19 protein-coding genes are annotated in these 18,576 nt (G+C 71.2%); 13 read left to right on the forward strand and 6 right to left on the reverse strand.

Annotation, left to right across the window (positions count from 1 at the left end):
* Window positions 1-36: 36 nt before the first annotated feature.
* The 6 genes from BLR04_RS27335 (at window position 37) to BLR04_RS27360 (ending at window position 7,339) form a co-directional block, all read left to right on the forward strand.
* On the forward strand, window positions 37-519 hold the full coding sequence (locus BLR04_RS27335; protein WP_090770541.1) for a (2Fe-2S)-binding protein: 483 nt from the start codon (window positions 37-39) through the stop codon (window positions 517-519).
* Window positions 519-1,484 (forward strand): FAD binding domain-containing protein, encoded by a 966-nt coding sequence (locus BLR04_RS27340; RefSeq protein ID WP_090770543.1) that lies wholly within the window; start codon window positions 519-521, stop codon window positions 1,482-1,484. Before BLR04_RS27335 ends, BLR04_RS27340 begins: the two co-directional genes overlap by 1 nt.
* Window positions 1,481-3,658: a xanthine dehydrogenase family protein molybdopterin-binding subunit gene (locus BLR04_RS27345; RefSeq protein WP_218129195.1), complete on the forward strand. Its 2,178-nt coding sequence runs from the start codon at window positions 1,481-1,483 to the stop codon at window positions 3,656-3,658. The genes BLR04_RS27340 and BLR04_RS27345 overlap by 4 nt, the downstream gene beginning before the upstream one ends.
* Before the next feature lie 117 nt (window positions 3,659-3,775).
* Window positions 3,776-5,260, forward strand: coding sequence for an MFS transporter (locus BLR04_RS27350; RefSeq protein WP_090770548.1), 1,485 nt, complete (start codon window positions 3,776-3,778; stop codon window positions 5,258-5,260).
* 104 nt (window positions 5,261-5,364) lie between these two features.
* Window positions 5,365-6,600: a lipase/acyltransferase domain-containing protein gene (locus BLR04_RS27355; RefSeq protein ID WP_176903307.1), complete on the forward strand. Its 1,236-nt coding sequence runs from the start codon at window positions 5,365-5,367 to the stop codon at window positions 6,598-6,600.
* Window positions 6,601-6,937: 337 nt separating this feature from the next.
* Window positions 6,938-7,339, forward strand: a complete 402-nt coding sequence (locus tag BLR04_RS27360; protein WP_090770552.1) for a hypothetical protein — start codon at window positions 6,938-6,940, stop codon at window positions 7,337-7,339.
* 473 nt (window positions 7,340-7,812) lie between these two features.
* Here BLR04_RS27360 and BLR04_RS27365 read toward each other — a convergent pair whose 3' ends face one another.
* Window positions 7,813-8,571: a FadR/GntR family transcriptional regulator gene (locus tag BLR04_RS27365; RefSeq protein WP_090770554.1), complete on the reverse strand. Its 759-nt coding sequence runs from the start codon at window positions 8,569-8,571 to the stop codon at window positions 7,813-7,815.
* Window positions 8,572-8,709: 138 nt separating this feature from the next.
* On the opposite strand from BLR04_RS27365, the gene BLR04_RS27370 reads away from it, so the two are divergent.
* The 6 genes from BLR04_RS27370 to BLR04_RS27395 all read left to right on the forward strand — a co-directional run bounded on the left by BLR04_RS27370 (window position 8,710) and on the right by BLR04_RS27395 (window position 14,745).
* The gene (locus BLR04_RS27370; protein ID WP_218129196.1) at window positions 8,710-9,993 is read left to right on the forward strand and encodes an ABC transporter substrate-binding protein; all 1,284 of its coding nucleotides are present in this window, start codon (window positions 8,710-8,712) and stop codon (window positions 9,991-9,993) included.
* Window positions 9,994-10,054: 61 nt separating this feature from the next.
* Window positions 10,055-10,999: a carbohydrate ABC transporter permease gene (locus tag BLR04_RS27375; RefSeq protein WP_218129197.1), complete on the forward strand. Its 945-nt coding sequence runs from the start codon at window positions 10,055-10,057 to the stop codon at window positions 10,997-10,999.
* Window positions 10,996-11,811: a carbohydrate ABC transporter permease gene (locus BLR04_RS27380; protein WP_090770558.1), complete on the forward strand. Its 816-nt coding sequence runs from the start codon at window positions 10,996-10,998 to the stop codon at window positions 11,809-11,811. The genes BLR04_RS27375 and BLR04_RS27380 overlap by 4 nt, the downstream gene beginning before the upstream one ends.
* A 2-nt stretch (window positions 11,812-11,813) precedes the next feature.
* Window positions 11,814-12,962 (forward strand): galactonate dehydratase, encoded by a 1,149-nt coding sequence (gene dgoD, locus BLR04_RS27385; RefSeq protein WP_090770560.1) that lies wholly within the window; start codon window positions 11,814-11,816, stop codon window positions 12,960-12,962.
* Between the two features lie 27 nt (window positions 12,963-12,989).
* On the forward strand, window positions 12,990-14,219 hold the full coding sequence (gene manD / locus BLR04_RS27390; RefSeq protein WP_090770562.1) for a D-mannonate dehydratase ManD: 1,230 nt from the start codon (window positions 12,990-12,992) through the stop codon (window positions 14,217-14,219).
* Window positions 14,209-14,745, forward strand: a complete 537-nt coding sequence (locus BLR04_RS27395; RefSeq protein WP_090770564.1) for a gluconokinase — start codon at window positions 14,209-14,211, stop codon at window positions 14,743-14,745. Before manD ends, BLR04_RS27395 begins: the two co-directional genes overlap by 11 nt.
* 7 nt (window positions 14,746-14,752) lie before the next feature.
* Here BLR04_RS27395 and BLR04_RS27400 read toward each other — a convergent pair whose 3' ends face one another.
* The 4 genes from BLR04_RS27400 to BLR04_RS27415 all read right to left on the reverse strand — a co-directional run bounded on the left by BLR04_RS27400 (window position 14,753) and on the right by BLR04_RS27415 (window position 17,551).
* Entirely contained in the window at window positions 14,753-15,115 is a 363-nt protein-coding gene (locus BLR04_RS27400) for a barstar family protein (protein ID WP_143022232.1), read from the reverse strand.
* Between the two features lie 9 nt (window positions 15,116-15,124).
* On the reverse strand, window positions 15,125-15,538 hold the full coding sequence (locus BLR04_RS27405) for a ribonuclease domain-containing protein (RefSeq protein WP_090770566.1): 414 nt from the start codon (window positions 15,536-15,538) through the stop codon (window positions 15,125-15,127).
* A 121-nt stretch (window positions 15,539-15,659) separates the two neighbouring features.
* Window positions 15,660-16,349 (reverse strand): YqeB family protein, encoded by a 690-nt coding sequence (locus BLR04_RS27410; protein WP_090770568.1) that lies wholly within the window; start codon window positions 16,347-16,349, stop codon window positions 15,660-15,662.
* Entirely contained in the window at window positions 16,238-17,551 is a 1,314-nt protein-coding gene (locus BLR04_RS27415) for an amidohydrolase family protein (protein ID WP_090770570.1), read from the reverse strand. The genes BLR04_RS27410 and BLR04_RS27415 overlap by 112 nt, the downstream gene beginning before the upstream one ends.
* 30 nt (window positions 17,552-17,581) lie before the next feature.
* Here BLR04_RS27415 and BLR04_RS27420 point away from each other — a divergent pair, with 30 nt between their 5' ends.
* Window positions 17,582-18,208 (forward strand): TetR/AcrR family transcriptional regulator, encoded by a 627-nt coding sequence (locus BLR04_RS27420; RefSeq protein ID WP_245740584.1) that lies wholly within the window; start codon window positions 17,582-17,584, stop codon window positions 18,206-18,208.
* A gap of 12 nt (window positions 18,209-18,220) precedes the next feature.
* Here BLR04_RS27420 and BLR04_RS39970 read toward each other — a convergent pair whose 3' ends face one another.
* Window positions 18,221-18,427: a hypothetical protein gene (locus BLR04_RS39970; protein ID WP_143022233.1), complete on the reverse strand. Its 207-nt coding sequence runs from the start codon at window positions 18,425-18,427 to the stop codon at window positions 18,221-18,223.
* Between the last annotated feature and the right edge of the window lie 149 nt (window positions 18,428-18,576).

Below are 18,576 nucleotides of genomic sequence, written 5' to 3' on the forward strand. Positions count from 1 at the left end.
TGACCGGAGACGTGCGGAAACCCTACGGTCCGGCTTATGGAAGGTGATCTATCCCGGCAGCGCGAGGTCGAGGTGGCGTTCACGGTGAACGGGACGCCCCGGCGGCTCGGCGTCGACCCACGGACCACGCTGCTCGACGCCCTGCGCGAACGGCTGCGGCTGACCGGTACGAAGAAGGGCTGCGACCGCGGGCAGTGCGGCGCCTGCACCGTGCACGTGGACGGCAGGAGGGTGCTGTCCTGCCTGACGATGGTGGCCGCGCTGGAGGACCGGGAGGTCACCACGATCGAGGGCCTGGCCGGGGGCGACGACCTGCACCCGGTGCAGCGGGCGTTCATCGACTGCGACGCGTTGCAGTGCGGGTTCTGCACCTCGGGGCAGGTCATGTCGGCGGTGGCCCTGCTGCGCGAGGGCCACGCGCGCACCGACGCCGAGATCCGCGAGGCCATGTCGGGCAACATCTGCCGCTGCGGCGCCTACCCGCACATCGTCGAGGCAGTGAAGCAGGCGAGAGACTGATGCGCGCGTTCGACTTCGCCGCCCCGCACGACGTGGCCGGGGCCCTCGACCTCGCCGGCGGCTCCTCGGCCTTCCTGGCCGGCGGCACCACGCTGGTCGACCTCATGAAGCTCGAGGTGATGACCCCCGAGCAGGTCATCGACATCAACCGCCTCCCGCTGCGCGGCGTCCGGCAGGAGCCGGACGGCCTGCGCTTCGGCGCGCTGGAACGCATGGAGGACGCCGCCCGCCACCCCGACGTGGCCGGACGCTACCCGGTGATCTCGCAGGCGCTGCTGCTCAGCGCCTCACCGCAGCTGCGCAACATGGCGAGCCTCGGCGGCAACCTGCTGCAGCGCACCCGCTGCGGCTACTTCCGCGACGTGACCACGCCGTGCAACAAGCGCGCGCCCGGCAGCGGCTGCCCCGCGCTGCACGGCGACAACCGGGGCCACGCCGTGCTCGGCACGAGCGACTCGTGCGTCGCGACGCACCCGAGCGACCTCGCGGTGGCGCTCGTCGCGCTGGACGCGTCCGTACGGCTGCGCGGCGCCGACGGCGAGCGCACGGTCCCGCTCGCCGACTTCTACCTGCGCCCCGGCGACACCCCGCACCAGGAGAACGTCCTGCGGCTCGGCGAGCTCGTCACCGAGATCGTCGTGCCGGACCTCCCGTGGGCGGCGAACTCGGCCTACGTCAAGGTCCGCGACCGGCAGTCGTACGAGTTCGCGCTGGCCTCGGCCGCCGTCGCGGTCGACCTGCGTGACGGCCGGGTGCGCGACGCCCGGGTCGCGGTCGGCGGCGTCGGCACCGTGCCGTGGCGGCTGCCCGCCGTCGAGGCGGCGCTGCGCGCGGGCGAGAGCCACGAGGCCGCGGCGGCGCTGGCCGCCGAGGGCGCGCGGCCGCTGGCGGGCAACGCCTTCAAGGTGACATTGGCGCAGCGCGCGATCCTGCGCGCCCTGGCGGAACTGGCGGAGCGGCGATGATGTCGGTGAGGTCGGCGAACAGGGAGGACGGCCCGGTCAAGGTCAGCGGCGCGGCGGCGTACGCGGCCGACCACCACCCGGACGGGCTCGCGTACGGCTATCTGCTCACCAGCACGGTCGCCCGCGGCACCCTGCTCGCCATGGACACCGCCGCGGCCGAGCGGGCGCCCGGCGTGATCGCGGTCTACACGCCGTTCAACCCGCTCGACGTGCGGCCGTTCCTCAAGGAGGGCGGCGCCGAGCTGGCGGCGCCGTTGCAGGACACCCGGATCCGTTACCACGGCCAGGCCGTCGGGCTGGTCGTCGCGGAGACGTTCGAGCAGGCCAGGGACGCCGCCGCGCTGGTGACGGCGCGCTACGACGCCGACCGTCCCAGGGCGTCGTTCGCCGACGGCCTCGCCGGCGCGGAACCGCCCGCCACGGGCGCGCCGGCGCAGGAGGTGCTGGCCGACGGCGTCGCCTCCATCGACGAGGCGCTGGCGGCGAGCGACGTCACGATCACCGCGACGTACACCACCCCGGCCGAGACGCACGTCGCGATGGAGCCGCACGCCACCGTGGCGTCCTGGACGGGCGGCCGGCTGACAATCCACACCGCCACGCAGGGGGTGCGGCTGGCCGTGGAGCGGCTGTCGGAGGCGCTGGCCATGGACCCGGCCGACATCCGCGTCATCAACCCGTACGTCGGCGGCGGCTTCGGCAACAAGTGGGCCACCTGGGCGCACACCCCGCTCACCGCGGCGGCGGCCCGCGTGCTCGGCCGGCCGGTCAAGACGGTGCTCACCCGGGAGCAGGTGTTCACCGTCGTCGGGCACCGGCCGCTGACCTCGCAGACCGTCTCGCTCGGCGCCTCGGCGGACGGCACGCTGGTGGCCGTCAGGAACGACGGCGTCTCCAGCCGGTCGGCGTCGAACAGCTTCTACGAGGCGGTCGCCGACCTGTCGCTGTCGATGTACGACGCGCCCAACCTGCACGCGAGCAGGAAGGTCGTCACCCTCGACGTCCCGGTGACCACCATCATGCGCGCGCCCAGCGAGTCCAACGGCTCCTTCGCGCTGGAGAGCGCCATGGACGAACTGGCCGACGCGCTCGGCATGGACCCGCTCGACCTGCGCAGGAAGAACGACTCGTCGCGCCACCCGGTCAGCGGGCTGCCGTGGTCGAGCAAGCACCTGGACGAGTGCTACACGCTCGGCGCCGAGCGGTTCGGCTGGTCGCGGCGCGGTCGCGTGCCCGGAGCGGTCGCCGACGGCGACTGGCTGGTGGGCATGGGCATGGGCACGGCCACCTTCGGCGCGTTCCGCAGCGAGGCCTCGATCAACGTACGGCTGCGCGACGACGGCCGGGTGGTCGTGTCGGGCACCGCGGCCGACCTCGGCACCGGGCAGTCGACGGTGTTCGCCATCCTGGCCGCCGACGTCCTCGGCATCCCGGTCGAGCGGGTGATCCCCGACCTGGGCGACTCGGCGACGCCTCCGGCGGTCAGCGCGGGCGGGTCCGGCTCGACCTCGGGCAACGGGCCCGCGGTCCGCCTGGCCGCGCAGGCCGCCAGGGACGCGCTGGTCAAGCTGGCCGCCGAGCACGAGAAGTCGCCGTTCCACGGCCAGGAGGTGACCTACGCCGGCGGCGAGGTCGGCGACGGCGGGCGCGCGATGCCGTTCGGCGAGCTGCTGGCCCTGCTGGGCCTGCCCGACCTCGACGCGACGGCGACCTCGCCGCGCAACGCCTCGCAGAGCCACGCGTTCCGCTCGTTCGGCGCGCACTTCTGCGAGGTACGGGTCAACAGGTGGACCGGCGAGCCGCGCGTGACGCGGTGGCTGAGCGTGGTGGACGCGGGCACGATCGTCAACGCGAAGGCGGCCCGCAGCCAGATCGTCGGCGGCGTCGTCATGGGGATCGGCCAGGCGTTGCTGGAGGACCTGCGGATCGAGCCGGGGACGGGCCGGTTCGGCAACGCCACGATGGCCGACTACCTGGTGCCCGTCAACGCCGACATTCCACCCATCGAAGTGGAGTTCCTGAATTATCCGGACACGTTGTTGAGTGATCTCGGGGCGCGCGGCATCGGCGAGCTGAGCATCGTCGGCGCGGCGGGCGCGGTGGCGAACGCCGTCCACAACGCCACCGGCAGGCGCGTCCGCGACCTCCCCATCACGCTCGACAAGCTCCTGTGACACCCGCTCGGGGCCGCTGAAGGACAGCGGCCCCGAGAGTTTCCCGTACCGATGTCATGAAGCTCTCGACGGCTCCGACCAACGCGGAGACACCTCGAGAGAACAGGACTTCCGGATATGCGAGTCAACCGGGCATGGCTGGGGCTGACCGTCCTCATGGTGCCGACCTTGCTGGTCGCCATGGACATGACGACGTTGCTCCTCGCCCTCCCCCAGCTGAGCGCCGACCTGGGCGCCACCAACGTCGAGCAGCTGTGGATCAGTGACAGCTACGGGCTCATGGTGGCGGGCCTGGTCATCACGATGGGCACGCTCGGCGACCGGATCGGCCGCCGGCGGCTGCTCGTGATCGGCGGAGCGGCGTTCGCGGTGCTGTCGGTGGTGGCGGCCCTCGCAGCCGACCCGCTGACCCTGATCGTGGCGCGGGCGCTGCTGGGCGTCGCGGGCGCGACGCTCGCGCCGTCCACGCTGGCCCTGATCACCAACATGTTCGACGGACGGCAGCGCGGGCAGGCCATCGCGATCTGGGCGGCCTGCCAGTTCGCCGGCGGTGCGCTCGGGCCCGTGCTCGCCGGGTTGCTGCTCCAGCACTTCTGGTGGGGGTCGGTGTTCCTGGCCGCCGTGCCGGCGATGGCGGTGCTGCTGCTCGCCGGGCCGGTGCTGCTGCCGGAGTACCGCGGCGACCGCGCCGGCCGGCTCGACCTGACCAGCGTCGGGATGTCGCTCGTGGCGGTGCTGCTGATGGTCTACGGCATCAAGCAGCTGACCGTCGAGAGCGTCCCCGTCGTCCCGGCGGCGGCCCTCGTCGTCGGCGCCGCCGTCGGGTTCCTGTTCGTCCGCCGCCAGCTGCGGCTGCAGACGCCGCTGCTGGACCTGCGGCTGTTCGGTAACCGCCCGTTCACGGCCGTGCTCGTCGCGCTCGTCCTCGCGGGCCTCGCCATGGCCGGTACGGGCCTGCTGGTGACGCAGTACCTGCAGAGCGTGCTGGGTTTTTCCCCGGTCGCGTCGGCGCTGCTGTTCATGCCGATGGGCGTGGGCTCGGCGCTCGGCACCGTGGCCGCACCGGCGCTGGCCCGGCGGATGAAGCAGACGACGGCGATCGTCGGCGGGCTCGTCGTGTCGGCGCTCGGCAGCCTGCTGCTGGTGGGCGTCGACGGCGCCGACGGCCTGCCGCTGGTGATGCTCGGCATCGCCGTCCTCGCGCTGGGCGCGGGTCCGCTGTTCGCGCTGGGCACCGGGCTGGTCATGGGGTCCGTGCCGCAGGAGCGGGCCGGCTCGGCGGCGTCGATGTCGGAGACCGGCAACTACTTCGGCGGTTCGCTCGGCTTCGCGCTGCTCGGCGTACTGGCCGCCGTGATTTACCGCAGCCGGACGGACGGCACGTCCGACTCGCTGGCCGGCGCAATCGCCGCGAGCGGGCACCTGCCCGCCGGCCAGGGAGCGGAACTGCTGCACACCGCGCGCGAGGCGTTCACCGCCGGTCTGCACGTCACCGCCGTCGTCGCGGCGGTCATCTTCGCCGGGTCGGCCGTCCTCGTCATGACCATGCGCTCGTCGGCCAGGACCACTGCTGCCGCGCTCCCCCGGACGACACGCTCCTGACCCTGTCGCGGCGTCCGTGGAAACGGCGGACGACGTGCGACCATCACAGAGCGTGATCACGCGAACGATGTCTTCTGGGGGTTTCGATGGTGGGTGGTCGCTACATGCACGGTGTCCTGGCGGCGCTGCTTCCGCTGGGGCTGTTCGGGGGGCCGGCCAGACCGCCGCAACCGCCGGTCAAGGCCCCGGTGGTGCTGTTTCCCGCGTTCCACTTCACCAAGCTGCTGGTGACCGTACGCGACCAGACGACCGCGCGCGACTGCCCGCGCTCGGGCACCTTCCAGGACTGGTTCCAGAACGACCAGCCGAGCAGGTTCAGCCAGGTCTGCCAGGACAGGCTGCTCACCCTGCGTTACCGCCACGACCCGTCGGTGCCGATGTCGGCGCGCTTCTCCGAGCAGCCCGGCGTCACCGTCGAGCTCATGGACTACGGCAGCACCGCCAGCGCGCCGTACTACCAGGCGATGTACCAGCGGCTGGAGCGGGCCGGATACCGGCGCGACAAGGACATCAGGGTCGCGGGGTACGACGCCCGGCTCACCCCCGACATGGGCGGCTTCCTCGAGCGGACCCGCGACCTCATCGAGGACACCTACCGCGACAACGGCAACCGCCCGGTGCACCTGGTCGGCCACTCCAACGGCCCGCTGTACGCGCAGTACCTGATCACGCACTCCAGCCAGGCGTGGCGCGACAGGTACATCCACGGCTTCACCCCGATCGCGGGCAACATGCCGGGGCAGGGCGCGATGTACTCGCTGCTGTTCACCGGGCAGAACGTTCGCGACTTCGGTTACCCCACGACGAGGGAGAACGCGCTCAGCAGCGCGCTGATGTACCGGAGCGTGCCCTCGACGTACATGAGCGCCGCCGATCCGGCGATCTTCGGTGACCGCGAGGTGGTGATCCACGACTCCTCGACGGGCCGCTCCTACACGCCGCGCGACTACCCGCGGCTGTTCGCCGACGCGCGGCTGCGCACGGCCCTGCGCCTCGCCGACCACTACATCGGCTTCGTCAAGTTCGCCGACCGCCGGTCGTTCCCGAACGTCGACGTGTACGGGGAGCGCGGCTCGGGCCTGCCGACGGACGTCGGCGCGCGGCTGGACGACCTGACCGTCGGGCAGATCGCCGACCCCGACGGGTTCATCTACCGGGACGGCGACGGCAACCAGGAGGACATCACCAACACCGCCATCCGGGTCTGGCGGGCCATGCGCTGCCACCACTTCAGCCTGACCGACAACCCGGGCGTCGAGCACGGCCAACTCCCCAATGACCCCGCCTTGCTCGACCGCCTGGTCACGAACCTCCACCGCCCCCGCACCCACTGCTCGTAGCACCCCGACGGTACTGGGCCGGGGTCCTTCGAGCCAGTTGGAGAAGGACCCCGGCAGTCGGACACCATTGGGACGTAAGCCAAACAGAAGCAGCCCCGTGGTCACGTGTGTGATCACGGGGCGTTTCCTGTTGGGAGGTGCACGCCGGGCTCATCAGGGAGTGCCTTTGATCCCTAAGTCCATCTTCCGAGCAGGGCGGCAACTTCACGGGAGGGGGAACGGGTAAGCGATCATGTGATCCATGTCGATTCCCCGGGACCCGCCCGCACCCGCACCACCGCAGAAGTCCCGAAATTCACGAGTGGCTCGCCGAAGCGGCTGCCTGGCCTTGCTATCAGTGCCGCTCCTGCTGCTCGCGGCGATCGTCATGGCGCCGGTGTGGATCAATGACCACCGGCTGGCGCGCATGGTGGGCCGCATCCAGGCGTATCCGCTGCCACCCGGAACAGATTTCGGGTACTTCGAACCGCAAGTCGAGGTGAGGGGCGACTCCGGCGACTGCTGGTACACCATCCGCTTCGAGCTCTCCACCGAGCGGCCCGTCCAAGAGGTGCTGAACCACTACCGCCAGGCAAAGATCGAAGACCCCGACGGAGACCTCGGCGACTACGAGGTTGCGGCCTTCACGCTGTTCGACGAGCCCGGCTCCCCCGTGGATGACGCCTCCGCCACAAAATCAGTGATCATCGACCTGGGCGGCATGTACGACGACACCTGGACGGACATGCGCTGCTACTGACACGGCGGGACCGCTAGCGTGCTGGTCTTTTGCGCTCCAACCAAGATCGTCGGGGTTGACGACACCCTCTCACGCCACCGAGCGCAGGGCGGCGAAGCGCGAGGTGCGGGTCGGGGCCGGCGGCGTTCCGGTGAGCCACGCGTCGATCCTGGTGAGGTTCATCGCCGCGGCGATGAGAAGGTGCTGGAGATGGGTCTTGGCGATCCGACGACAGCGGCACCGCCGCAGGCCCTTGGGCGATGGTGCCCTCCACACCTGCCCTGTGGGCGTGGCGTTGCTGCCATTCGTCGGTGCTGTGCCTCTGGTGCGCGTTGCAGGGCTTCATGCTCCCCGCTGTGGGCGCAGGGTGATGCGTCGGCCTTTGGCTCCACGTGTGCACGACCGGGCGACGAGGCGGTGATCACGTCGGTGATTCACATGAGGGTCGTCGGTCGGGGAGGGCCTCGGTGGGTGTGCCGGGGCCCTTCGTCATGTCACCGCTCGTCCGGGTCGGCGGTTCTCCCCCACATGAAGTTCATCTCGGCGAAGCCCTGTTCCATGATGCCGACCATGGCCTGGCGGGCGCGGTCGCCGTCGCGGCGCTGGATCGCGTGGGCGACGTCGGTGTGCAGTTGCAGCGCCCGCTCGTGCGGGTGGTGCGGCATCAGGTGGTAGTGGTGCCGTCCGGCGAGCACCTCGGCCACGATCAGCTGCAGCTTGGCGAACATCTCGTTACCGGACGCGACCAGCACCCGCCGGTGGAACTCGATGTCGAGGCTGAGGAAGCGTGCCTCGTCACCTGCCTTGCCCGCGGCCCACATCTTCGCCGCGAGTCCCACTAACTCGCTCGCCTCGTCGTCGCCGATCCGTTCGGCCGCGAGCCAGGCGGCGTGCGGCTCGATCGCGGTGCGCAACTCGGTGATCGAGCGCATCTGCGCCATCCGGGCGCCGGAGGCGAGCCGCCAGCGGATCACCTGCGGGTCGAAGACGCTCCACACCTCGGGCGGCTGGATCATGATGCCGACCCGGCGGCGGGTCTCGATGAGCCCCATGGACGCGAGCACCCGCAACACCTCGCGGATCACCGACCGGGAGACCTGAAAGCGCTCGACCAGGTCGTCGATGCTCAGAACCGCCCCGGCGGCCAGCTCACCGTCGCAGATCGCGGTGCCGAGGTGGTCGAGGACGCGTGCGTGCAACCCGGCCTCGGCGGAGGCGTGCTGGGTGGCAGCCCTTGCGGAGGACTGAGTCACAGCAACAAAGCATATCAGTTGATAACGATCCCTTGAATAAATCCGCTTTTTGCGCCTAGCATCCCCACATTAAGCAGATGTTACGAACATGCGGCGCTCTTCCGGGGGGTGGCGGCCATGACAGAAAGGCGAGATGACGTGCGACGTCGATCGATCATCGGTACATCGCTGGCCGTGGTTGCCGCCATGACCCTGTCCGCGTGCGGCAGCGGCGACGACGGCGCCGCGTCCGACACGATCAGGGTCACGCTGGCCAACCACGTGTGGACCGACAACATCAAGAAGGCCCTGCCCGAGTTCGAGAAGCAGTCGGGCCTCAAGGTCGAGGTCACCCAGCTCGGCGAGGACCAGCTCTCCGACCAGTACAACGTCAAGCTGAACGCCGGTTCCGCCGACATCGACGTGATGATGTACCGGCCGCTGCAGGAGGGCAAGCTCTTCGCCCGCAACGGCTACCTCGCCGACCTGTCGGAGCTGGTGAAGTCGCCCACCTGGGACTTCAGCGACTTCCAGTCCGGCCCGATGGAGGCCACCACGTACGAGGGCAAGCCGGTCGGCATCCCGATCATCACCGAGCAGGAGGTCCTCTACTACCGCAAGGACCTGCTCGCCAAGGCCGGGCTGGACGCCCCGCCGAAGACCCTCGACGAGCTGAAGGACGCCGCCGCCAAGATTAAGGCGGCGGAGCCGGACGTCGCCGGGTTCGTCGCCCGTACCGGCAAGTCGACGGCGGTCACGCAGTTCTCCAGCTTCCTCTACAGCTTCGGCGGCGACTTCGTCGACGGCGGCGGCAAGGCGGCCGTCAACAGCGACGCCGCCAAGCAGGCGTACGCCTACTACGGCGGGCTGATCAAGGACGCGGGCCCGGCGAACGTCAGCACCGACATGGGCTGGCCCGAGGCGATGGCCATCTTCACCCAGGGCAAGGCCGCCTTCTACACCGAGGCGAACTCGCTCTACAAGAACGCCACCGACCCGGCGAAGTCGAAGGTGTCGGACCAGGTCGGCTTCGCGCCGTTCCCGGCGGGTCCCGGCGGTTCCAAGCCGTACAACATCCCGTCGTGGGCGCTCGGCGTCAACGCGAGCTCCGAGAACACGGCCAACGCCTGGAAGTTCATCGAGTGGGCCACCAGCAAGGAGGAGACGCTCGCCCAGCAGAAGTCGGGCGTGCCGGGAGCCCGTACGTCCGTGTGGGCCAGCCCCGAGGGCACCTCGACGTTCCCCGAGGACATGGTGGCGGCCATCGAGGCGAGCAACAAGACCGGCGTCGGCCATGACCGGCCGCAGGTCGTGAAGGTCGCCGAGGCGCGCGAGATCGTCGGTCAGCCGATCGTCGACGCGATCACCGGCAAGGACGCCGCCGCCGCGGCCGACACGGCCAACGCGGCGTTCCAGCAGTTCCTGGACGACGAGGCCAAGTAAGCGGCGAGCGGGTGACGGGCCCGGCCCGTCACCCGCCGGACCGCCGACCTCTGGAGACCCCATGGCAACGATCACCACCACCAAGAAGCCACCACGCGCCCCCGAGACCCCCGAGACGCCCGCCTGGGTGCTCTGGGTCAACGACCACCGCAAATGGCTCTTCGCCGCGCCCGCGATGGTCTTCGTCGCCGCGCTGCTCGTGTTCCCGCTGGCCTGGACCGGCTATCTCAGCCTGACCGACGCCGAAGGGTCCGTCCGCGCCGACAGCGACTTCGTGGGCCTGCGCAACTACGTCGACGTCCTCACGGACGTCGAGCGGTTCTGGCCCGCCGTCGGGCGGACGGCCACCTTCACCGTCGCCGCGCTCGTGTTCGAGGTGGTCCTCGGGATGGCGATCGCGCTGCTGCTGTGGCGGCCGTTCAAGGGCGAGCGGTGGGTCCGCGTCGCGATCCTCATGCCGCTCGTCGCCACCCCGGTCGCGGTCGGCATGATGTGGCGGCTCATCTTCGACCCGAACATCGGCATGGCCAACCAGGTGCTCGGCTGGTTCGGCATCGGACCGCAGCCGTGGCTCGCCGGCCAGCACTCGGCGCTGCCCACCACGATCTTCATCGACGTGTGGCAGTGGACGCCGATGGTGGCGCTCATCCTGCTCGCCGGGCTCACCTCGCTGTCGGAGGAGCCTCAGGAGGCGGCACGCATCGACGGGGCGAGCACCTGGCAGCGCTTCCGGCACGTCACCCTGCCGCTGCTCATGCCCACGCTGACCGTCGCGGTGCTGCTGCGCGGCATCGACGCGCTGAAGACCTTCGACATCCTGTACGCCACCAAGGGCCGCGGCGGCGGTTCGTTCCACGAGGTGGAGACCCTGAACGTGTACGCCTACGGCCTCAGCTTCGACTACAACGAGTACGGCGTCTCCTCCACCGTGCTCATCATCTTCTTCCTGATCATCATCGGGGCGATGTGGGCCCTGACGGCCCGGCGCAAGGAGGCGCGGCGATGAGGCCCAGTCCCGCGTACCGGGTGTTCCGGGTGGCGGCGCTCGTCTTCGTGATGCTCGCGCTGCTCGCGCCGCTGCTCTGGATGATCTCGGCGTCGCTCAAGACCAACGTCGACATCTACGACCCGGGCAAGGCGCTGGCGTTCTCCCCCACCCTGGACAACTACGCCAAGGTGCTCCAGCAGGCCAACTACGTCGAGTTCATCGTCAACAGCCTCTGGGTGGCGTTCGCCGCCACCGTGGCCTCGCTGATCCTCGGGCTGCCCGCCGCGTACTCGATGAGCCGCTTCAACATGAGGAAGTCGGCGCTCGTGGTGCTGATGGCCCGGGTCATCCCCGGCGTCTCGCTGCTGGTGCCGTGGTACTACGTCTTCTCCAACCTGCGGATGGTCGGCGGGTTCGGCGTGCTGATCATCAGCCACATGTTCGTGTCGCTGCCGCTGATCGTCTACATCATGATGGGCTTCTTCGACAGCCTGCCCGCCGAGCTGGAGGAGGCGGCGCTGGTCGACGGGCTGACCCACATCGGCGCGTTCCGGCGCATCACGCTGCCGCTGTCGGTGCCGGGCATCGCCACCGCCGGGATCCTGTCGTTCATCTTCTCCTGGAACAACTTCATGTTCGCGCTCGTGCTCTCCGACGCCGACACGAAGACCCTGCCCGTCGCGATCTTCGACTTCGTCGGGTACGCCAGCATCGACTGGGGCGGCCTGATGGCCGCGGCCACCGTGGTGACCCTGCCGATCATGGTGATCGCCCTGTTCGTGCAGAAGTACGTGGTCTCCGGCCTCACCGCCGGCGCGACGAAGGGCTGACCGTGACGACCATCGCACGCATCGAGACGTTCCTCGTCGCTCCCCGCTGGCTGTTCGTCCGGGTGGAGACCGCCTCCGGGATCGTCGGCTGGGGCGAGGCCACCTGCGAGGGGCGCTCCGAGACCGTCCGCACCGCCGTGCACGAGCTCGCGGAGCTGCTGACCGGCCGGGACGCGCTGCGCATCGAGGACCACTGGCAGGTGATGACGAAGGGCGCGTTCTACCGGGGCGGCCCCATCCTGGCCAGCGCCGTGGCGGGCCTCGACCAGGCGCTGTGGGACATCGCGGGCAAGCACTTCGGCGCCCCCGTCCACCAGCTGCTCGGCGGCCCCGTACGGGACCGGATCCGGGTGTACGGGTGGGTCGGCGGCGACGACCCGAGCGAGGTCCGTGAACACATCGCCGCGCAGGTCGAGGCGGGTCTGACCGCCGTGAAGATGAACGCCTCCGGCCGCATGAGCCGGCTCGCGTCGGTCTCCGAGCTGGACGGCGTGGTCGCCCGGGTCGCCGCGGCCCGCGAGGTGCTCGGCCCCGACCGCGACGTGGCCGTCGACCTGCACGGGCGCTTCACCCTGGCCAACGCCCGCCGGGTCGCGCCGCTGCTGGAGCCGTACCGGCCGATGTTCCTGGAGGAGCCGGTGGTTCCTGAGAACTCGCACCTCATCGGCGAGGTGGTGCGCTCGACCACCGTCCCGGTCTCCACCGGGGAGCGGCTCTACAGCCGGCAGGACTTCCTGCCGGTGCTGCAGGCCGGCATCGCGGTCGCACAGCCGGACCTGTCGCACGCGGGCGGCATCACCGAGGTACGGAAGATCGCCACGCTGGCGGAGACGTACGACGTGCAGCTCGCCCCGCACTGCCCGCTCGGCCCGATCGCCCTCGCGGCCTGCCTGCAGCTCGGCTTCGCCACGCCGAACTTCCTGATCCAGGAGCAGAGCCTCGGCATCCACTACAACCTCGGCGCCGACGTGCTCGACTACTGCCTGGACAAGACCCCGCTGACGTTCGTGGACGGGCACGTCGAGCGGCTCACCGGCCCCGGCCTCGGCATCGAGATCGACGAGGCCGCGGTCCGCGCGGCCGACAAGGCGGGAACTGTCTGGCGCAGCCCCGTCTGGCGGCACCCCGACGGCTCCTACGCCGAATGGTGACCACCAACATATGAAGAAAGGCAGTACGTGAAGATCATCGCAGCGGACGTCATCGTCACCAGCCCCGACCGCAACTTCGTCACCCTCAGGATCACCACGGACGAGGGGCTCACCGGGCTGGGCGACGGCACGCTCAACGGGCGGGAGCTGTCGGTCGCGTCCTACCTGGCCGACCACGTCGTCCCCCTGCTGATCGGACGCGACCCGCACCGCATCGAGGACACCTGGCAGTTCCTCTACCGCTCGGCGTACTGGCGGCGCGGGCCCGTCACCATGGCCGCCATCGCGGCCGTGGACGTGGCGCTGTGGGACATCAAGGCCAAGGCCGCCGGGATGCCGCTCTACCAGCTGCTCGGCGGCGCCTCCCGGAACGGGATCATGGCGTACGGGCACGCCTCCGGCCGCGACCTGCCCGAGCTGTTCGACTCGATCCGGCGGCACCTCGAGATGGGCTACCGCTCGATCCGGGTGCAGACCTCCGTGCCCGGGCTCAACGCGGTGTACGGGGTGGCCTCCCAGCCGAGCACCGGCGGGAAGCGCTACGACTACGAGCCCGCCCAGCGCACCGCGCTGCCCGCAGAGGAGGACTGGGACACCCGCGCGTACCTGCGCCACCTGCCCGGCGTCTTCGAGGCGGTGCGGAACGAGTTCGGCCCGGAGCTGCCGCTGCTGCACGACGGGCACCACCGCATGACCCCGATCGAGGCCGCGCGGCTCGGCAAGGCCCTGGAGCCGTACGACCTGTTCTGGCTGGAGGACTGCACGCCGGCGGAGAACCAGGAGGCGCTGCGCCTGGTGCGCCGGCACACCACGACCCCGCTGGCCATCGGCGAGGTGTTCAACACCGTGTGGGACTACCAGACGCTGATCCGCGAGCAGCTCATCGACTACGTGCGCTCGGCCGTCACCCACACGGGCGGCATCACGGCCATGCGGAAGCTGCTCGACTTCGCCGCCCAGTACCAGATCAAGTCGGGCATCCACGGCCCGACCGACATCTCGCCGGTCGGCATGGCCGCCGCGCTCCACCTCGACCTGGCGATCCACAACTTCGGCATCCAGGAGTACATGCAGCACGGCCCGGCGACCAACGAGGTGTTCCGGCAGTCGTTCACCTTCACCGACGGCTACCTGCACCCGGGCGAGCTGCCCGGGCTCGGGGTGGAGCTGGACGAGCAGGCCGCCGCGCGGTTCCCGTACCAGCCGGCTTACCTGCCGTTCAACCGGCTCAAGGACGGCACCGTCCATGACTGGTGAGCGTCCGCCGACCCGGCACATCGTGGTGATGGGCGTGTCGGGGGCGGGCAAGACGACCGTGGCCCGCGGCATCAGCGAGGTGACCGGGCTGCGGTTCGCCGAGGCCGACGAGTTCCACTCGGAGGAGAACGTCGAGCGGATGCGCTCGGGTGTCCCGCTGCGCGACGCCGACCGCTGGCCGTGGCTGCGGGAGCTGGCCGCGTGGATGGCGGAGCGGCACGCCGAGGGCGTCTCCACCGTGCTGGCCTGCTCGGCGTTGAAGCGCTCGTACCGGGACGTGTTGCGGCAGGGCCCGCCGGAGGTGGAGTTCGTCCACCTGCACGGCCCCGCGGAGCTGATCCGCGACCGGATGACCCGCCGGACGAACCACTACATGTCGGCGGGCCTGCTCGACTCGCAGCGGGCGATCCTCGAGCCGCTCGGCCCGGACGAGTCGGGGTTGGAGCTGGAGGTGGGGCCGTCGCCGGACGAGCTGGTGGCGGCGGTGGTCGACCGGCTCGGCCTGCGTCCCACCTCCTCGCGCTGACGGCCGGTCACCCTGCGGCGGCGGCCCGCCGCCGCAGGGCCTCCTCATGGCCGGCGTCGGTGCGCAGCGTCACGCTCAGGCCGGCATCGGACAGGACGGCGAGCAGGACGGCGAACTGCTCGGGCGGCTCGGCGGCCAGCAGATGCTCGGCGTGCTCGACGACGAGGGCGGTGACGTCGGTGTCGCGCAGGCAGTCGGTGAGCGCGTCCCAGTTGCGGCCGAAGTGACCGGGCAGGCGCAGCGCCCGCGCCGCCTCCTCGAAGAAGGCGGCACGGGTGCGGCAGGCCCGCCCGTCCATGACCGCCGCGGCCGGGTCGCCGGGCGCGGGGCCGGTGGTCACCGTCAGCCAGGACGGCAGCGGACGTGTCATCGCGGGTTCCTAGAGCCGGTAGAAGTCGGTGTAGTGGTTGGGCGAGAACCACACGGCGCCGGTGGAGCGGTTGACGACGATCCGGTACGCGTCACGCGCCGCGCCCCTGGCGCGGGAGTAGACGTCGTACTCGTTGTAGGTGGCGCCGCTGGGCAGCTGACCCTCACGGTTGTAGAACCGGCCACCGGTGTAGTTGTGGCGGCCGTCCGGCCAGGAGTACCAGCCGGCGGACGTGGGGTAGCCCTTCGACTGCCAGACCGACCTGGCCGCGCGCGCGTCGGCGCAGCGCGAGATGGTGCAGGAGTTGTGGACGGCGGCGTCGGCGGGGACGACTCCGACCAGGCCGACGAGCGAGACGAGTGCGGCGAGTACGACGGCGAGTCTCGACGGCCAGGGGGGTGCGGAGCGATGCGGTGGGTGCACTGATCCTCCTCGTGACGTGCGGCGGACACCGAAAGGATCATTCCCGCAGAACGGACGTCAACGACAAAGGGCCGGTGAACACTGCGCGGCCGGAGACTTGCCTGGTTTCCGGGTGATCGCCTCAGAGCACCGTCCGCCAGTACTGACGGGCCTCGACGTCCCGTACGACCACCCCGTGCTTGGCGAGTTCGGTACGGAGCTCGCCCGCGTCCGCCGCGTCCTTGGCCTTGAGGGCGTCCTGCCGGGCCCGCAGGAGGGCCTGGGCGTGGCCGTCGAGTCCTGGCATGCCGTCGGCCCACCGCTGGAACGCGTCCCGGTGCGGGTCGTCGTCCAGCCAGGGATAGCCCTTCGCGGTGAACGCCTCGCGGAGTCTCGCGGGGACGTGGTCGGTCTTCTCCCGAGCCAGTTCCTCGGTCCGCGCGCCGAGCAGGACGAGGTGGTTCCCGTCCACGAAGACCGCGTGGACCGCCTCGCGGGCGAACGTCCGCGCCGTGCCGGACCTGCTGATGGTCACGGCGGGGCCGACCTCGACAGTGACGATGTCGTCGTAGGCCCTCAGAGTGACGACGCCCCCGGCGACGGCTCCAGCGACGATGACCACGGCCGCCACCACGGGATTGGCGGTGAGGCTCGCGAGGAATTCCAGCTTCTGCATCTCCGGCGCCCCAGGGATGGACGTGACCCACCCGGGTACGCGGGTCAGCAGCCAGCCGGCCGCCGCGCCCAGCAGGGGGAACGCCGTCCACAGGAAGACGTGGGCCGCGGCTCCGTGCCTGACGGCGAGCGGCCGGGCGTCAGTGTCGTGCGGCATGGGCGTCCTGTCCTTTCCCTGGTTCGGTCGATGACGACGCGGCCGTCGCGCAGGACCATCGCCACGCGACGCAGGGCGCCGAGGTCGGTGAGCGGGTCGCCGGCGACGACGAGGAGGTCGGCGGCGCTCCCCGGCCGGAGCACGCCGAGGCCGGGGACGCCCAGGGTGCGGGCGGCGGCCGTCGTGGCGGCGGCGACGGCCTCGCGCGCGGTCAGGCCCGATGCGGCGAGCAGGGCTATGTCGCGGATCAGGCCGCCGCCGGACGGCACCGACGGCATGCCGGCGTCGCTGGCCGCGACGAGCGTGCCGCCGGCCTCGTGGAACTCGGCGACCCGGCGGCGCAGCAGCGTCTTGGTGTCTTCGTCGAGGAGGGCGTCGGTGACCGCCAGGGTCGGCGCGAGGGCGACGCCGCCGCGCACCATCGCGTCGAGCAGGCGGGCCGGCCAGCCCGCGAGGGGGCCTCGGGGTTCGAGGTGGTGGAGCACATCGACGCCGCAGGCGAGGAGTTCCGCCAGGTCGTCGAGAGTGCCCCAGTGGGCGACGACCTTCCGGCCGCAGCGGTGGGCCTGTTCGACGATCGCCCGCAGGATGGCCTCGTCGAGGGGTTGGAGCGAGCGGCGCCGGGGGTCGCCGCGGTCGTGGACGACCTTGACGACGTCGACGGGGTCGGACCCCGAAGCGAGCTCCTCCACCTGCTCGCGGGCCTCGGCCGGGTCGCGGGGGACGCGCACCCAGCCGGCGCCGGGCCGAGCCCCTGCCGTGGCGACGGGGTGGCCGCCGGGCGAGGTGAAGATCGGCCCGGCGACCAGCAGCCGCGGGCCGGTCAGCCGGTGGGTCGCCACCTTGTGGCGGAAGTCGCGGATCCACGTGTCGTCGTCGCCGAGGCTGCACACCGTGGTCACGCCGTGGCGCAGGAAGGCCCGCCGCTTGCCCGGCTGGTGACGCATCCAGCCGACGACCGCCCTGGCCCGGCCCAGCACCTTGGGGCCACCGCGCGGCTCCGGCGGGCCGAGGTGGACGTGCGAGTCGATCAGCCCGGGCAAGACGGTGTGCCCGGGCAGGTCGACCGTTCCGACGCCGGGCGGCACCGGCACGTCGGGCCCGACCGCCGTGACGCGCCCGCCCTCGACCAGGACGGTCGCCTTCTCGCATGGCGACAGCCCGTCGCAGACGAGCGCCGTCACACCGGTCAACGCCAGCATGCGACTAGTTGAACATATAGGATCCTGTACGTGCAACCAGGACAGCAGGACGAGGGCAGCGGCTCGTTCATCGAGGCGGCCCGACGGGAGCAGATCGTGGCCGCCGCGATCGCCGTGATCGCGGCGGAGGGTTTCACGCGGGCGTCGTTCGTGCGCATCGCCAAGCGCGCCTCGATCAGCCCCGGGCTGATCACGTACCACTTCAGGACCAAGGACGCCCTCATCCGGGCGGTGCTCGACCGGATCGCCGCCCGGCTCGACGCCGCCATGCAGGGCAGCCCCGAGCCGGTGATGAGCTACACGGACGCGCTGCGCCGCATCGTCACCGGCCACGTGCTGCACTGCGTGCGCCATCCGGACGAGATGGAGGCCCGCCGCGAGATCATCACCTCGGCGACCTCTCCCGCCGTCCGCCGGCGAATCGCCGAGCACGGCGAGAGCGGGCGGGCCGAGCTGGCGGGCTTTCTCGCCGAGGCGCAGCGCGCGGGCGAGTTCCGCGCCTTCGACCCCGACGCCTTCGCCGGCGCTCTGCTGGCCGCGATGCAGGCCGTACCGAAAGAGCTCGGGCGCCGGCCCGCGGGCTCGGGCGAGGCCTACGCCCGCGAGCTGGCCGATCTCTTCGAGACCGCCGCGACCGGCTCCCCGCCCGGTGGCTGACCCGCCGCTTGGTCAGCGTCCGTGCGCGCGGAGCTGGTGCACCTCCTGGGTCACGTCGTGCTGGGTGCGGGTGGCGGCGCGGTCCGTGGTGAAGACGACCACTCCCCCGTCGGCGGCCGGCCAGGTGTTGTTGCCCGGCGTGGTGAGCTGCTCAGCAGCGCTCCAGCCGGGAGGCGAAGACCTTCCAGCGCCAGTCGGCCGCGCGGGAGGGTGGGCCACTCGTACTGGCTCGTGATCAGGCCCTGACAACCGGCCTGGACCGCCTTCGAGGAATGGATCCACGCAAGTTGCCGGCCGCGGTGGTGACCGCCGGGCGGCGGGGCGACAGTCCTCCGGCGCGACCGCCGCGCCTTCCGCGACGGGCGCGA

It is taken from the genome of Nonomuraea maritima (assembly GCF_900100395.1).
Classification (GTDB): domain Bacteria; phylum Actinomycetota; class Actinomycetes; order Streptosporangiales; family Streptosporangiaceae; genus Nonomuraea; species Nonomuraea maritima.

What these genes read in the sequence shown, in the direction of transcription:
- BLR04_RS27335 (WP_090770541.1), top strand. Translation starts at nt 37, where the DNA reads ATGGAAGGTGATCTATCCCGGCAGCGCGAGGTCGAGGTGGCGTTCACG.
- BLR04_RS27340 (WP_090770543.1), top strand. Translation starts at nt 519, where the DNA reads ATGCGCGCGTTCGACTTCGCCGCCCCGCACGACGTGGCCGGGGCCCTC.
- BLR04_RS27345 (WP_218129195.1), top strand. Translation starts at nt 1,481, where the DNA reads ATGATGTCGGTGAGGTCGGCGAACAGGGAGGACGGCCCGGTCAAGGTC.
- BLR04_RS27350 (WP_090770548.1), top strand. Translation starts at nt 3,776, where the DNA reads ATGCGAGTCAACCGGGCATGGCTGGGGCTGACCGTCCTCATGGTGCCG.
- BLR04_RS27355 (WP_176903307.1), top strand. Translation starts at nt 5,365, where the DNA reads ATGCACGGTGTCCTGGCGGCGCTGCTTCCGCTGGGGCTGTTCGGGGGG.
- BLR04_RS27375 (WP_218129197.1), top strand. Translation starts at nt 10,055, where the DNA reads ATGGCAACGATCACCACCACCAAGAAGCCACCACGCGCCCCCGAGACC.
- BLR04_RS27380 (WP_090770558.1), top strand. Translation starts at nt 10,996, where the DNA reads ATGAGGCCCAGTCCCGCGTACCGGGTGTTCCGGGTGGCGGCGCTCGTC.
- BLR04_RS27395 (WP_090770564.1), top strand. Translation starts at nt 14,209, where the DNA reads ATGACTGGTGAGCGTCCGCCGACCCGGCACATCGTGGTGATGGGCGTG.
- BLR04_RS27400 (WP_143022232.1), bottom strand. Translation starts at nt 15,115, where the DNA reads ATGACACGTCCGCTGCCGTCCTGGCTGACGGTGACCACCGGCCCCGCG.
- BLR04_RS27410 (WP_090770568.1), bottom strand. Translation starts at nt 16,349, where the DNA reads ATGCCGCACGACACTGACGCCCGGCCGCTCGCCGTCAGGCACGGAGCC.
- BLR04_RS27415 (WP_090770570.1), bottom strand. Translation starts at nt 17,551, where the DNA reads ATGCTGGCGTTGACCGGTGTGACGGCGCTCGTCTGCGACGGGCTGTCG.